This is a genomic window from Amycolatopsis sp. NPDC051106, from assembly GCF_040682775.1.
Taxonomy (GTDB): domain Bacteria; phylum Actinomycetota; class Actinomycetes; order Mycobacteriales; family Pseudonocardiaceae; genus Amycolatopsis.
Genome location: NZ_JBFBBQ010000049.1, coordinates 1 through 13,239, shown reverse-complemented (window position 1 = coordinate 13,239; position 13,239 = coordinate 1). Strand labels below are relative to the sequence as shown.

Sequence of the window (13,239 nt, the reverse complement as noted above, 5' to 3'; positions counted from 1 at the left end):
CCACCGGCCGTGGTCACTCAGGAGCGGCAGAGCAGCGCGTCGGGCGTGCGGTTCGAACCGATGCGGCCGGTGTAGGCCACACCGGCGACGTACTCGCCCGGCGCGCACTGTCCCTTGTAGTTGCCCGAAGCGAAGTCTCCACCCGGCTCGCCGGCCGGGCGGTTGTCGCCACGGTCGAACCAGACCGTGCGGCCCGCTCGGCCGAGAGGGCCGGGGGAGCGGCCGCACAACACCGCGGACACCGCCGCGCCCTTGAGGCTGTAGCCGACCACCGCGTGGTCGGGCGGGCACTGCACCTTGCTGTAGCCCGACGCCCAGTCCGTGTCCACAAAGGACTCGTCGCGGACTGCGGTGTACGCGGCCGGTGTCGGCAGCGTGCCGGTGCAGAGGCCGCGGCCGCCGGTGTGCGCCAGGCCGGCGAGGCGCTGGCCGTCGGGGCAGGCGCCCTTGCGCGCGCCCGGGTCCCAGTCCGGCCGCCCGCGGACCGTGCGGGACTCCTGGAAGTCGGCGTAGTCCAGGTTGAGCATCGACCAGTGCCCGGCCGGCTGGACCTGCCCGGTGCGCGACGGTGCGGTCACCAGCCGCCGCCAGGCCGGGCCACGCCAGTCGGTCCCGTCGAGGACGTCGATGCGGTGGCCGGCCGCGTCCCAGGCGAGCAGCGACCACCCGTCCCCGGATCCGTTCGTGTGGAACCCCACGGCGGGCCAGTAGGCGAAGTCGGTGTCGGTCCGGGCGAGGTAGTCCACGAAATTCTCGAACCACGCGCGCGAAGCGGCGTCGGTGGTGCCGCGGCCCTCGCCGAACTCGCTGATCCACAGCGGTGCTGTGTAGTGCTTGCCGGTTTCGGCTTCGACGAAGAACGCTTGCCGGTACAGGGTGTCCCGCAGTTCCTGGGGCGAGAGGTCGCGGTAACGCGGGTCGTGGGTCTCGCCGATGCCGGTCGCGCCGGAGTGGTTCGGGCCGGTGTAGGCGTAGAAGTGCGCGGAATAGACCAGCTTCCCGGAGTCGACGAGCGTGTGCGACAGGGTGCGGGCGGGTTCCAGGGTGGGCCGTCCGTGCGCGAAGCCGTCGATGGGCAGGCCGGTCCAGTTGATGCCCTCGACGATGATCAGCAGGTCGCGGTTGGCTTCGGTCAGGATGCGGTCGCCGACCTGCTGGCTCGCGCGCTGCCAGTCCGTGCCGTTGCCCCAGCCCCAGTTCGGGTCGTCGAAGGTGTTCCGGCGGACTTCGTTGTACAGGTCGGCGCCGACGACTCGCTTGTTCGCGGCGTAGCGACGGGCCATGAACAGCCAGTCGTCCTGCCACTGCTGCTCGGTCTGCGCGGTGTTCCAGCGTTCGTTCCCGTCGAGCCCGCAGCACCAGCGCGACGTCGTCGTGTGGTTGTTGAGGATCACGGCGAACCCGCGCGCGGTGAGCCGCTCGACGACGCGGTCGTAGACCTGCAACGGCGTCAGCCCGTGCAGCCCGGGGTTGGCCGGCAGGTCCGGCACCGCCCGCGTGTCGTGGATCATCGCGTTCGAGAACTGCAGCCGGACGCTGTTGAGGCCCAGCTGCGCGAGCCCGTCGATGACGGTGTCGATCGAGGCGCGGTCCAGGCCGAGCGGGGTCTGGTAGGCGATCTCGCCGGCGTGGTGGTTCGCCGGGTCGCCCGCGTCGCCCGACCCGGTCCACGTGCCGCTCGCGCCGTGCCAGTTGGCCGACTTCAGCTTGAAGCGGTCGCCGTTCGCGTCGACGATGTAGCGCCCGCGGGTGCTGAGCGGTCCCGCGAAGGCCGGCGGATCGGCCGCGGCCGACGCCGGTGGGGCGGGAACGGCCACGAAGCCGGCGGCCGAGAGCACGGTGAGCACGACACCCAGGAACCTCACGGCCGGAGGTTAACCACCTTGCCCACGAGTTGGATACGGCCAGGTGGATCAACCCGGCGGTGGACAGGACCACGCGAACGTGTTGGGCTGGGGGTGACTTTCCGCCTTGCGACGCCCGAGGAGCGCGGTCCTGAGCCTGTTCGAGTACCTCCGCGAGAACTGGATCGACGTCGTCAACGACGCGATCCTCCACGTGGACCTGACCCTCGCGGCGGTGGCCCTGGCCGTGCTGGCCGGGATGACGATCGGCCTGCTCACCTACCGGCGGCGGTGGCTCGGCTCGCTGGCGACCACCACGACCGCGGCCTTCCTGACCATTCCGTCGATCGCGCTGCTGGGCATCCTGATCGGCCCGTTCGGACTCGGGCTGACGAACGTCCTGGTCGCCTTGGTGCTCTACGCGCTGCTGCCGATCACGCGCAACACGATCGTCGGCCTGCGCGGCGTCGACCCCGCGGTCGTGGACGCGGCGCGCGGCATGGGCCTCGGCCGCGCCCGGGTGCTGTGGCGCGTGCGGCTGCCGCTGGCGTGGCCGGTGATCCTGTCCGGGATCCGCGTGTCGACGCAGATCACGATCGGGATCGCGGCGATCGGCGCGTACGTCAAGGGCCCCGGGCTCGGCAACGAGATCTTCGACGGGCTCGGCCGGTTCGGCGCGGTCAACTCGCTGAACCAGGTGCTGACCGGCACGCTGGGGATCGTCGTGCTGGCGCTGCTGTTCGACCTGGCCTTCGTGGTGGTCGGCAAGCTCACGACGCTGCGGCGGCCGCGCCCCCTTCCCGAAACGGCGCCGGAGGAGACCACCGGCACCGCGGGCGAGACGATCGAGCTGCGTGAGGTCAGCAAGCGTTACCCCGGGCAGGCGTTGCCCGCGGTCGACCGCCTCACGCTGCGGATCCCGGCGGGCGAGATCGTCGTGCTGACCGGGCAGTCGGGGTGCGGCAAGACGACGACCATGCGGATGATCAACCGGCTCGTCGAACCCACCTCGGGCGCGATCACGATCGGCGGCACCGACGTGACCGCGCTCGACGTCGACGAGCACCGGCGCCACACCGGGTACGTGATCCAGCAGGTCGGGCTGTTCCCGCACCTGCGCGTGGACGCCAACATCGGCGTGGTGCCGCGCGTGCTCGGCTGGACCCGGCGCCGCGTCGCCGCCCGCGTGCGGGAACTGCTCGGCGTCGTGGGCCTGACCCGCGAACACGGCCTCCGGTACCCGCGTGAGCTGTCCGGCGGCCAGCAGCAGCGCGTCGGCGTCGCGCGGGCGATGGCCGCGGACCCGCCGGTCATGCTGATGGACGAGCCGTTCGGCTCCACCGACCCGATCACGCGCGCCCGGCTGCAGGACGAGTTCCTGCGCCTGCAACGGGAAGTGCGCAAGACGATCGTGTTCGTCACGCACGACTTCGACGAGGCGCTCAAGCTCGGCGACCGGATCGCCGTGCTGCGCCCGCGTTCGGAGATCGCGCAGTACGACACCCCGCAGGCGATCCTCGCCGCGCCGGCCGACGACTACGTCGCGTCCTTCGTCGGCTCGCGGCGGAACCTCAAGCGGCTCGGGCTGATCCCGGTGTCGGAGCTGGAACTCCGGCCGGTGACCGGTTCGGACGGGCTGCCGTCGGTTCCGCACGGCGCCACCCTCCGGGACGCGCTCGACACGATGGTGCGCACCGGCCGCACCGCGGTCGTGGTCGAGGACGGCACCGGGCGCGCGCTGGGGGTGGGCGACGTCGCCGGCCTGGTCGCGGCGCTGCGGCCCGCCGGAGAAGTGCCCGCGCCGGCGCGCACGCCCGCGACGGCTCCGGACAGCGTGACGCCGTCCCGGCCCCGCCGGCGCCGGCTCGGGCTGCTGGTCCGGCCGGTGCTCATCGCCCTCGCCCTGCTGGCGCTCTTCCTGCTCGTGCGCGCGCAGCCGATCGACTCGATCGAGCAGCGCTACCTCAACGCCGGCGAGATCTTCGCCGAACTGGGCGCGCACTTGCGGCTCACGCTGATCTCGACGGTGTGCACGCTCGCCATCGCCCTCCCGCTCGGCATCCTGCTGACCCGCCCCGGCGCCCGGTGGGTCCGGCCGGTCGGCCTGGGCCTGGGCAACCTCGGCCAGGCCATCCCGTCGATCGGGCTCGTCGTGCTGCTCGCCCTCTGGATCGGCACGGGCACCGCGACGGCGGTGACGGCGCTGGTCGTCTACGCGACCCTGCCGGTGCTGCGCAACACGATGGTCGGGCTCGACGGCGTCGACCCGACCCTCGTCGACGCCGCGCGCGGCATGGGCATGACGACGACGGCGATCCTGTGGCGGATCGAACTCCCGCTGGCCGTCCCGGTGATCCTCGCCGGGATCCGCACGGCGCTGGTCCTCACCGTGGCGAGCGCGACGCTCGCGACCTTCATCGACGGCGGCGGTCTCGGCGGCGGGCTCGTCGCCGGGATCGGGCTGTACCGCCCGATCCTGAGCCTGACCTTCGGCATCGTCGTCGCCGCGCTGGCGCTCTTCGCCGACTGGCTGGGCCTGGTCGCGGAGGAGGTCCTGCACCCGCGCGGAACGTGAGAACCCAAGGAGGACAAGCCATGCGACGCACTACAGCCGTCGTTCTCGCCTTCGTCACGGCGCTCGCCGCCGGGTGCACGATCGGCAAGGACCAGACCGGCGCCCAGGTGGGCGAGGGATCCATCAAGAAGATCGACGCGCTGAGCGGCGCGCAGATCCGCGTCAGCTCCAAGGAGTTCGACGAGCAGCTGCTCCTCGGCCAGATCGCGCTCGTCGCGCTGCAGGCGGCCGGGGCGAGCCCGCAGGACAAGACCAACATCACCGGCTCGAGCAACGTCCGCCAGGCGCTCACCAGCGGCGCGGTCGACCTGTACTGGGAGTACACCGGCACCGCGTGGATCAGCTACCTCCACCAGACCCAGCCGATCGCCGACCCGCAGGCGCAGTACGACGCGGTCAAGCAGGCCGACGCCGCCAACGGCGTCACGTGGTGGGCCCGCTCGCCCGCCAACGACACGTACGCCATCGCGGGCAACCCGGCGACGGTGGCCAAGACCGGCGTGAAGACGATCTCGGACTACGCGGCGCTGGTGAAGCGGGATCCGGCCGCGGCGTCGACCTGCATGGGCCCGGAGTTCCGCAGCCGCGACGACGGGTTCCCGGGCCTGGCCAAGACCTACGGGTTCACCCTGCCCGACCCGCAGGTCCACCTGCTCAACGACGCGGTGGTGTACCCGAGCATCGGCAAGGGCGACCCGTGCGGCTTCGGCTCGGTCGCCTCGACCGACGGGCGCGTGGCCGGCCAGAAGCTGACGGTGCTGGAGGACGACAAGCACTTCTTCCCGACGTACAACCCGGCGATCTCGATCGCGTCCGGCGTCGCGGGCAAGTACCCCCAGCTGGAGCAGCTCTTCACGCCGATCGCGGCGAAGCTGGACACGGCGACGCTGACGGACCTGAACAAGAAGGTGAGCGTGGACGGCCAGAAGCCGGCGACGGTGGCCCACGACTGGCTCAAGGCGGCGGGCTTCATCAGCTGAGCGGGTCGGCCCGGTACTTCGCATTCCGCCGAAATGCCGCGCCGACGCAGTGGATCTGTCATGATCCGGCGAAGCCCCGTACCGCGAAGGAAGTGACGATGTCGGCCGAAATGGACCAGCTGATCGCCCAGTTCGAGACCTTCCAGTCGAAGGTCCGCCAGGCCGAAGCCCGGTTCGCCGGCGTCGGCGACATGCAGGAACGGATCGCCCAGGTCGGCACCTCGGTGACCTCGCCGGACGGCACGGTGACGGTCACCGCGGGGGCCGGTGGGACCGTCACCGACCTGCGGCTCACCGCCGGCGCCATGCACCTGGAAGCGGGCCAGCTCGCCCAGCGGATCATGGCCACCCTCCGCCAGGCCGTGGCCGGAGCCGCCCAGCAGCAGGCCGCCATCGTCGACGACGCGTTCGGGGACCAGCTCGGCGTGGACGTGAGCGGGCAGGTCCGGCAGGCCCAGGCGGAAGCGTTCGGAACCGCGGCGCCGGAACCCGCGTCGGAGCAGGAGGCGCCGCGGCCGCGACGCCGTCCCGCGCCCGGGGACGACGACGACTTCGACCAGGGCCCGATCCTCCGCCGCTCCTGAAACCGACCGAGGGAACTTCCGCGATGTCAGACGGAATCCAGACCAACATCGACGCGATCTCCGGATACGCGCGCCAGCTGCCGTTCTACGAGCAGGAGGCGGACAAGTTCGTGGCCAAGATCGACGCCGCCGACGTGACCGACACGGCCTGGGGCGTCGTCGGGATCTGGGCGAAGCAGGGCTACACCGAGCGCCTCGGCGAACTGCGTTCGCTGCTGGGCGAGCTGAAGGACGGCGTCGACGGGCTCACCACCAAGATGACCAAGGCCGCCGAGATGTACCGCGGGACCGAAGAGGCGGGCGTGATCGCCTTCGGCCGGTACGAGGCGGAGATCGACGCGATCGGAGGCCAGGGCAAGTGACCGAGCCCAAGAGGAGCATCGCGGACGCGCTGGACGTCCAGCCGTACGACGAGAGCATGAGCGCGAACCTCGACCGCGCGGCGGAGGCCACGCCGGTCGTCGGCACCGTGTACAAGTCCGGCAAGTCGATCGCCGAGCACGCTCAGCAGGCGGCTTCGGCGGACGGCGTGGGGGAGCTGGCTTCGGCGGGCAAGGCGCTGGTCGGGGACGGCGCGGCGTTCGTCGGCGCCGCCGCGACCGACATGGTCACCTTCGCGATGGACCCGATCGGCTGGCTGGTGAGCCACGGGCTGAACATGCTGCTGGAGCTGGTGCAGCCACTGCAGGACGCGCTGCACGCGGTCACCGGCGACGGGCCGGCCATCGGGCACGCGTCGGAGAACTTCGCCTCGATCGCGCACGGCTTCGTCGCGCTCGCCGAGGACTTCGAGCAGACCGGCGACACGGCGCTGGCCGAGTGGGTCGACGAAGCCGGCAAGGCGGCCAAGGAGGCGCTCGGCGACTTTTCCTCCGGCATCCGCGGCGTCGGCTCCGCGGCCGGGTCGGTCGCCGAGGTGCTGCAGATGTGGTCGATGGTCATGCAGGTCATCGAAGAGGTGATCAAGGCGATCATCACCGAGCTGGTGTCCTGGCTGATCACCATCTGGCTGCCGGCCCTGGCCGCGTCGGTGATCAGCTTCGGCAGCTCGGTCGCCGCCGCGATGACGGCGTCGATCGCCAAGGCCGCGAGCGTGCTGCAGAAGGTCACCCGCTACCTCGGCAAGTTCGGCAAGCTGCTCGACACGTTCATCGAGTTCCTCGCGAAGTACTCCACGAAGGTCGTGGAGATGACCCGGAAGTTCCGGCTCGGCCGGTACGCCGGCGAGTCGCGCTTCGGCCTCGACACGCTCGAGAACACGGCCGGGGTGGCGCTCACGCCCGGGAACCGGATGCTTTCAACGATGTTCGGCACGTCGGTCGGCGCGAGCCCGCTGGTCGCGGGCGCGAGCGTGAAGGCCGGGATCGCGGCGGGCAAGACGGCGTTCACCGAAGGCAAGGAAGCGGTCACCCCCGAGGAGGACGAACCGTGGTTCGACAAGAGCGCGATCGGCGGGGACCAGAGCCCGGAGGAGACCCGGCGGAACTTGGACATCTAGCCCGGAAGGCCGTCGAGTTCGGCGACCGCATGGAGTCCGCGAAGGACGCCGCGCTCGTGCGCCCCGGGTTCCGGGAGCGCGTGGAGGCGCTGATGCGCGAGCGCTGGCGGGAGCCGGTGATCGTGCTGCGCCTGGGTGACGCGGACCTGCGGTTCGCCGTCCCCGGCCGCCGCGAAGACGGCACGGTCGAGGGTTCGCGGCCCGTGCTGCGGGCGTTCGGGAACGTCGCGCGCGGCATCGGCGCCGCGGTGGGGTTCGTCGCGTACCTGGCGAGCGCGGCGGGCAGCGGCGGCGGCAAGGGCGAGCGCGCGGTCCACGTGACCGGCCCCGCGGACGCCCAGGTCCTCGAGCCGCTCGACCGCCTCCGGCGGGCGAAGGGCCCGTGGCTGGTGTGCTCGCCGACGTCGGTCGCACTGGTCGAGACGGGGTCGACGTACGTGGACCCGGCCGACGCACCCGAGCCGCAGGTCCTCTGGGAGGCCCGGGGCACGAGCGCCCCGGAGGTCAGCTTCCGCAAGCGCACGCTGACCTGGCCGGACGGCTCGCGGTTCACGTTCCCGCTGCAGGGCCGAACGGAAGAACGGCACCTGCGGCAGTTCCATGCGTACCCGGACGAGGTCCGCTGGCCGGAGTGAGCGGCGGCCGGCCGCACGGCGACCCCGCGCCCCGCCCCACGGACGCGGCTCCGTTGAAGGCCGTGGGGCATTCGTCGCCGGTGGCGCGGTCGCCCGGAAGCGGTCCCGCCGCGCCCCCGCGTGTCGCCTTTGCCGAGCTCGCCCTCAGCAGTCCGGGAAGTCCGGCAGCGTGAGCGCCGAGTGCTCGGGCCGTGGCGTGGGCGCCGGGACCGTCGTGAGCTTCCTCAGCGCGGCGTTCCGCTCCGCGAGCGCCTCCGCCGTGGCCGGGAACAACGTGGCCTTGCCTTCGGTCACCAGGGCCTGGTTGCGTTCGACGAAGTTCCGCAACCGGCTTTCGTACGCCGCGAAGGCCGCCGCGTGGTCGGGGATCGTGGCCAGCGCGTGGCCGAGCACGTACGCGCCGACGAGGGCGAGGCTCGTGCCCTGGCCGGTCATGAACGACGGTGCGTACCCCGCGTCGCCGATCAGTGCGACGCGGCCGTCCGTCCACCGGGGCAGGTGGATCTGGCTGACGACGTCGAAGAACAGGTCGTCCGCCTCGCGCATCGCCTCGACCATGCGCGGGATTTCCCAGCCTTCGCCGGCGAATGTCTCGGCGACCAGATCACGCTGGGCGTCGGGGTTGCGGAACGCCTCGATCGGCGGGTTCGGGCGGGCGAAGACCAGGAAACCGTGGACTTCCTTGCTCTCGAGCACCGCGTAGAGCGCCGCGCCCTTGCCCGGGGTGCTCCACGAGAGCCCTTCGCGGTGGAGGCCGAAGTCGTTGGGCATGGTGAACCCGGCGAAGCTGTAGCCGAGGTAGTGGTGGAACCGCTCTTCGTCGCCGAAGACCAGCCCGCGGGTGGCCGAGTGCAGGCCGTCGGCGCCGAACACCAGGTCGTAGGTCTCCTGGCGGCCACTGTGGAAGGTGACGTCGACGCCGTCGCCGTGCTGCGTCAGCGTCTCGATGCTGTCGCCGAAGCGGAAGTCGGTGTCGTCGCGCACGAGGTCGTACAGCGTGTTCGTGAGGTCGCCCCGGCGGATCTCGACGTCTTCGCTCTCGACACCGCCGATGATCGCGTTGGGCTCCAGGGCGGCGATCTCGCTGCCGTCGGCGTCGAGGAAAGTCAGCAGGCGGGTGGAGATGTGCAGGTCCCGCAGGCGGGGGAGGATCCCCATCCGCCGGACGGCGTCCAGGGCCGTGCCGCGGACGTCGATCGGGTAACCGCCGTCCCGGATCGTGGCCGACTTCTCCACGACGGTCACGGCGAAACCGGCCTTCCGCAGCCAGAAGGCCAGTGCGGGACCGGCGATGCTCGCGCCCGAGATCAAGGCGGTGCGCGGTGTGGTGTTCATGGTGACCCCCGATAGCTAAGTTAGGTATCTATGTGGCGGGTGCGACAATGCCGGGAAGATCCGCGGCATGAGGCAACTATATACCTAAGTTAGCTATCTAAGGGGTGTGATGGCCGCCACCGACGCCGGCGACGAGCTGCGTTCCGTGCTGCCCCGGCTCATGCAGCTGGGCAACCTGATGAACCGCAGCGGCCTGGGGGAGCGGGCGATGAAGCGGATCGGAGTCGACCTCGACCGACCCGGGCTGTCGATCATCCTCGCCCTGCACATGACCGGGAAGGCGATGCGCGTCGGCGAGATCGCGGAGCGGATGCAGGTCGCCGGGCCGCACGTCACGCGGCACCTGCACGTGCTCGAACGGCGGCGGCTCGTGCACGGCCTGGCCGACCCCGACGACCGGCGCGCCCGCCTGGTCGAGCTGACCCCGGACGGCGCGGAGCTGGCCGACCGGTACGTGACCACGATCCTCGGCTGGTTCGGGGAGGCGCTGTCCGGGTGGTCCGAGACGGACCGCCGGGCTTTCTACGACCTGCTGCTGCGCTTCACCGACGATCTCGCGGCGTTCCTCTCGGCGGCCACCGAAGAGGACTGATCTTCGCCGTGCCCGGTGTTTTCGCTGCGAGCGAACCGCGGTAACGCGTTCCGTGCAGCGGCATTCCGTCCTTTTCGACGATATCCTTGCCGTGTTCGAACCATCGGTTCCGGTGATATCCCGCCCCGTCGATTCTCCTGCCCGGCGAGATCCAGCTACCTGACGCGCCCGCCGATTTCCGGCGCCTTTCTTCTGCTGCCTGCGACACGAGAAGCCGCTGTTCCGCGCGAACATGTGCGTGGACCGATGTGAAGGGGAATGTCCATGAACGACGCTGTTCTGGCCCAGACCACCAACATCAACCCCGGTCTCGCCGCCATCGGCTACGGACTGGGCGCGATCGGCCCGGGAATCGGAGTCGGGCTGATTTTCGCGGCCGTCATCAATGGTACCGCGCGCCAGCCGGAAGCGCGAGGAAAACTGCAGACGATCGGTTATTCGACCTTCGTGCTGACCGAAGTCCTCGCGTTGATCGGCATCGTCGTGTACTTCATCGCGTCCACCAAGTGAAGCCGGCGCCTGCGTGCGGTGCCCCCGCGCGCGGGCGCCACTGGCCGCGTCAGATACGTTACATGACTTGACTGTAACGAAAGGTCGGGCTAGCGTCGACCTCAGGCCGGGTGGCGATGGTGCCCGCCGGCGGTGGAGCCACAGGAAGGTGGTTCGCTCGATGGTGGAGACCTACGTACTCGTCCCGGGGGCCTGGCACGGCGCCTGGTCCTGGCGCCCCGTCGCCCACCGGCTGCGCGCCCGCGGACACCGGGTCTTCGCGCTCACCCTGCCCGGGCTCGCCGACGGCGACGACCCCCGGCGGTACCGGCTCACCGACACCATCGACTTCGTCGCCGGCTTCCTCGAGCGGAACGACCTCACCGACGTCACCCTGGTGGGCCACAGCTGGGGTGGCTACCCCGTCTTCGGGGCGGCCCACCGGGTCCCGCACCGCCTGCGGAGGCTCGTCTTCTACAGCGCCTTCGTGCCGGAAGACGGCGTCGCGCTCGTGGACGACGTGCCGCCCGGGCACGCGGCCCTGTTCCGGCAGCTCGCCCGCGAGTCGGCCGACCACTCGGTGGTCCTGCCTTACGAGATCTGGCAGAACGCCTTCGCCCAGAACACCCCCGAGCCCGCGCGGAAGCTGCTGTACGACCTGCTCGTTCCCCAGCCGATGAACTACTTCGAGCAGCCGATGGCCGCGCCGCCGCTTCGGCTGCCCGTCAGCTACCTCGCCGGCGAAGCCGATCTGGCCATGCCACCGGGGGAATACGCTTGGTGCCCGCGGTTCCCCGCTCGGCTCGGGGTCGAGCCGATCGGCGTCCCCGGAGACCACGAGGCGTTCCTGACCCGCCCCGACGTGTTCGTCGCGAAACTCGAAGAGGAAAGGCTCAAGTCATGACCGAGGTCATCGCGGGCATCGAAGTCCCGGACACGGCGGCGGTCGCCGCAGCGACCCGGCACCTCCGGGAGACGACCAGCCCGCTCGTCTACCACCACTCCCGCCGCGTCTACTTCTTCGGCCGGATCCACGCCGAGCGGCTCGGCGGGGAACCGGATCCCGAGCTGCTCTACCTGGCGGCCATGTTCCACGACACCGGCCTCGCGACGCCGTTTTCCGATGTGGAGCAGCGCTTCGAGGTCGACGGGGCCGACCACGGACGCAAGTTCCTGCTGGAGCACGGGTTCTCCGCCGCCGCCGCGGAAACCGTGTGGACGGCGATCGCGCTGCACACGACGCCGGGCATTCCCGGCCGCATGGGGCCGGAGATCGCCGGCACGCACTTCGGCGTGCTGACCGACGTCGTCGGGTTCGGGCTCGGCGAGCTGGACACCGACCGGGTGGCGGAGATCGTCGCCGCGCACCCGCGGGACGACTTCAAGAACGAGTTCCTGACCGCCTACTTCGAGGGGCAGAAGAACCGCCCCGACACCACCAACGGCACCGTGAACGCCGACGTGCTCGCACACTTCATCCCCGGCTTCCGGCGCACGACGACCGTCGAACGCGTCCTCGGCTCCGCCTGGCCGAGCTGAACGGGAGAAGTCATGAAAGCCATCACCGTGAGCGACCGCGACGCGGGCGTCAACGGGCTGACCCCCGCCGAACTGCCCTACCCGCACGCCGCCGAAAACGACGTCATCGTGCGGGTCCACGCCGCCGGCTTCACCCCGGGCGAACTCGGCTGGCCGGCCACCTGGACCGACCGCGCCGGCCGCGACCGCACACCGAGCGTTCCCGGCCACGAGTTGTCCGGCGTCGTCGTCGAGCTGGGCTACGGCACCACCGGCCTCACCGTCGGCCAGCGGGTCTTCGGCCTCGCCGACTGGACGCGCAACGGCACCCTGGCCGAGTACACCGCCGTCGAAGCGCGAAACCTCGCCCCGCTGGCCGCCGACATCGACCACACCGTGGCCGCGACGCTGCCGATCTCCGGCCTGACCGCGTGGCAGGGACTGTTCGACCACGCCGGGCTCACGACGGGCCAGACCGTGCTGATCAACGGCGCCGCCGGCGGCGTGGGGTCGATCGCCGTCCAGCTCGCCCGGGAGGCGGGCGCCCGGGTGATCGCGAGCGGCCGGGCCCGCGACCGCGACCTCGTGCTCGGCCTCGGCGCGCACGTCTTCCAGGAGCCGGACGCCGAGCCGGGCGAGCAGGCCGACGTGGTCTTCGACGTCCTCGGCGGCGATGTCCTCGCGAAGTCGGCCGCGCTGGTGCGCCCCGGCGGCACCCTGGTGACCATCGCCGAGCCGCCGACCGTGCACCCGAAGGACGCGCGCGCCGTCTTCTTCGTGGTCGAGCCCGACCGCGCGCGGCTCGCGGACCTGGCGCAACGGGTGCGGGACGGACGCCTCAAGCCCCTCGTCGGCGAGGTGTGCCCGCTCGCCGAGGCGCCCGCCGCGTTCGCCCGCCCCCGCCGCGTCCCCGGCAAGACCTTCATCCAGGTGGCGGCGGACTGACGAGCCGCGCCCGGACCACCTGGCGGAGCACGCCGATGCCCCAGCCGGCCACGACCTCGAACACGGCGAACGCCGCGCCGGGGGAAGGTGGCCTGCCGCCGGAGGCCGCGCACGAACGCGCGGGCGGCGCTCCGGCGCAGCGTGTGCCCGCGCAGCGCGGTCCGGGCGCCGGGCACCAGACCTCGGAGGCGAGGGCCGCGCCGGGGGAAGGTGGCCTGCCGCCGGAGGCCGCGCACGAACGCGC

At 71.5% G+C, this 13,239-nt stretch carries 14 protein-coding genes; 12 read left to right on the top strand and 2 right to left on the bottom strand.

Annotation, left to right across the window (positions count from 1 at the left end; translation table 11 throughout):
* Positions 1-17: 17 nt before the first annotated feature.
* A complete protein-coding gene (locus tag AB0M83_RS30525) occupies positions 18-1,856 on the bottom strand; it encodes a cellulase family glycosylhydrolase (RefSeq protein ID WP_364522063.1) in 1,839 nt (612 codons plus the stop codon).
* Positions 1,857-1,971: 115 nt separating this feature from the next.
* Between AB0M83_RS30525 and AB0M83_RS30520 the strand changes: the two genes are divergently transcribed.
* The 6 genes from AB0M83_RS30520 to AB0M83_RS30495 all read left to right on the top strand — a co-directional run bounded on the left by AB0M83_RS30520 (position 1,972) and on the right by AB0M83_RS30495 (position 8,116).
* Positions 1,972-4,419 carry an ABC transporter permease subunit gene (locus AB0M83_RS30520; RefSeq protein ID WP_364522004.1) on the top strand — a complete coding sequence of 816 codons (2,448 nt, stop codon included), beginning with the start codon at positions 1,972-1,974 and terminating at the stop codon, positions 4,417-4,419.
* A 20-nt stretch (positions 4,420-4,439) separates the two neighbouring features.
* Positions 4,440-5,399, top strand: a complete 960-nt coding sequence (locus AB0M83_RS30515) for a glycine betaine ABC transporter substrate-binding protein (RefSeq protein WP_364522002.1) — start codon at positions 4,440-4,442, stop codon at positions 5,397-5,399.
* A gap of 98 nt (positions 5,400-5,497) precedes the next feature.
* On the top strand, positions 5,498-5,983 hold the full coding sequence (locus tag AB0M83_RS30510; RefSeq protein ID WP_364522000.1) for a YbaB/EbfC family nucleoid-associated protein: 486 nt from the start codon (positions 5,498-5,500) through the stop codon (positions 5,981-5,983).
* A 23-nt stretch (positions 5,984-6,006) separates the two neighbouring features.
* On the top strand, positions 6,007-6,345 hold the full coding sequence (locus AB0M83_RS30505) for a hypothetical protein (RefSeq protein ID WP_364521998.1): 339 nt from the start codon (positions 6,007-6,009) through the stop codon (positions 6,343-6,345).
* Positions 6,342-7,481, top strand: coding sequence for a hypothetical protein (locus AB0M83_RS30500; protein WP_364521996.1), 1,140 nt, complete (start codon positions 6,342-6,344; stop codon positions 7,479-7,481). Before AB0M83_RS30505 ends, AB0M83_RS30500 begins: the two co-directional genes overlap by 4 nt.
* Positions 7,482-7,510: 29 nt before the next feature.
* Positions 7,511-8,116, top strand: a complete 606-nt coding sequence (locus AB0M83_RS30495; protein ID WP_364521994.1) for a hypothetical protein — start codon at positions 7,511-7,513, stop codon at positions 8,114-8,116.
* A 144-nt stretch (positions 8,117-8,260) separates the two neighbouring features.
* On the opposite strand, the gene AB0M83_RS30490 is transcribed toward AB0M83_RS30495, so the two are convergent.
* Positions 8,261-9,451 (bottom strand): FAD-dependent monooxygenase, encoded by a 1,191-nt coding sequence (locus AB0M83_RS30490; protein WP_364521992.1) that lies wholly within the window; start codon positions 9,449-9,451, stop codon positions 8,261-8,263.
* 109 nt (positions 9,452-9,560) lie between these two features.
* Here AB0M83_RS30490 and AB0M83_RS30485 point away from each other — a divergent pair, with 109 nt between their 5' ends.
* The 6 genes from AB0M83_RS30485 to AB0M83_RS30460 all read left to right on the top strand — a co-directional run.
* Complete coding sequence (locus tag AB0M83_RS30485) at positions 9,561-10,043, top strand: MarR family transcriptional regulator (protein ID WP_364521990.1); 483 nt, start codon at positions 9,561-9,563, stop codon at positions 10,041-10,043.
* Between the two features lie 264 nt (positions 10,044-10,307).
* Positions 10,308-10,553 (top strand): ATP F0F1 synthase subunit C, encoded by a 246-nt coding sequence (locus AB0M83_RS30480; RefSeq protein WP_285479013.1) that lies wholly within the window; start codon positions 10,308-10,310, stop codon positions 10,551-10,553.
* Between the two features lie 160 nt (positions 10,554-10,713).
* Positions 10,714-11,436: an alpha/beta hydrolase gene (locus AB0M83_RS30475; RefSeq protein WP_364521988.1), complete on the top strand. Its 723-nt coding sequence runs from the start codon at positions 10,714-10,716 to the stop codon at positions 11,434-11,436.
* On the top strand, positions 11,433-12,071 hold the full coding sequence (locus AB0M83_RS30470; RefSeq protein ID WP_364521987.1) for an HD domain-containing protein: 639 nt from the start codon (positions 11,433-11,435) through the stop codon (positions 12,069-12,071). The genes AB0M83_RS30475 and AB0M83_RS30470 overlap by 4 nt, the downstream gene beginning before the upstream one ends.
* A 12-nt stretch (positions 12,072-12,083) precedes the next feature.
* Positions 12,084-12,995: an NADP-dependent oxidoreductase gene (locus AB0M83_RS30465; RefSeq protein ID WP_364521985.1), complete on the top strand. Its 912-nt coding sequence runs from the start codon at positions 12,084-12,086 to the stop codon at positions 12,993-12,995.
* A 35-nt stretch (positions 12,996-13,030) separates the two neighbouring features.
* Positions 13,031-13,239 (top strand): hypothetical protein (locus AB0M83_RS30460; protein WP_364521983.1); only part of this gene is annotated, 209 nt, incomplete at its 3' end.

What these genes read in the sequence shown, in the direction of transcription:
- AB0M83_RS30475 (WP_364521988.1), top strand. Translation starts at nt 10,714, where the DNA reads ATGGTGGAGACCTACGTACTCGTCCCGGGGGCCTGGCACGGCGCCTGG.
- AB0M83_RS30510 (WP_364522000.1), top strand. Translation starts at nt 5,498, where the DNA reads ATGTCGGCCGAAATGGACCAGCTGATCGCCCAGTTCGAGACCTTCCAG.
- AB0M83_RS30515 (WP_364522002.1), top strand. Translation starts at nt 4,440, where the DNA reads ATGCGACGCACTACAGCCGTCGTTCTCGCCTTCGTCACGGCGCTCGCC.
- AB0M83_RS30495 (WP_364521994.1), top strand. Translation starts at nt 7,511, where the DNA reads ATGGAGTCCGCGAAGGACGCCGCGCTCGTGCGCCCCGGGTTCCGGGAG.
- AB0M83_RS30470 (WP_364521987.1), top strand. Translation starts at nt 11,433, where the DNA reads ATGACCGAGGTCATCGCGGGCATCGAAGTCCCGGACACGGCGGCGGTC.
- AB0M83_RS30485 (WP_364521990.1), top strand. Translation starts at nt 9,561, where the DNA reads ATGGCCGCCACCGACGCCGGCGACGAGCTGCGTTCCGTGCTGCCCCGG.
- AB0M83_RS30465 (WP_364521985.1), top strand. Translation starts at nt 12,084, where the DNA reads ATGAAAGCCATCACCGTGAGCGACCGCGACGCGGGCGTCAACGGGCTG.
- AB0M83_RS30505 (WP_364521998.1), top strand. Translation starts at nt 6,007, where the DNA reads ATGTCAGACGGAATCCAGACCAACATCGACGCGATCTCCGGATACGCG.
- AB0M83_RS30480 (WP_285479013.1), top strand. Translation starts at nt 10,308, where the DNA reads ATGAACGACGCTGTTCTGGCCCAGACCACCAACATCAACCCCGGTCTC.
- AB0M83_RS30490 (WP_364521992.1), bottom strand. Translation starts at nt 9,451, where the DNA reads ATGAACACCACACCGCGCACCGCCTTGATCTCGGGCGCGAGCATCGCC.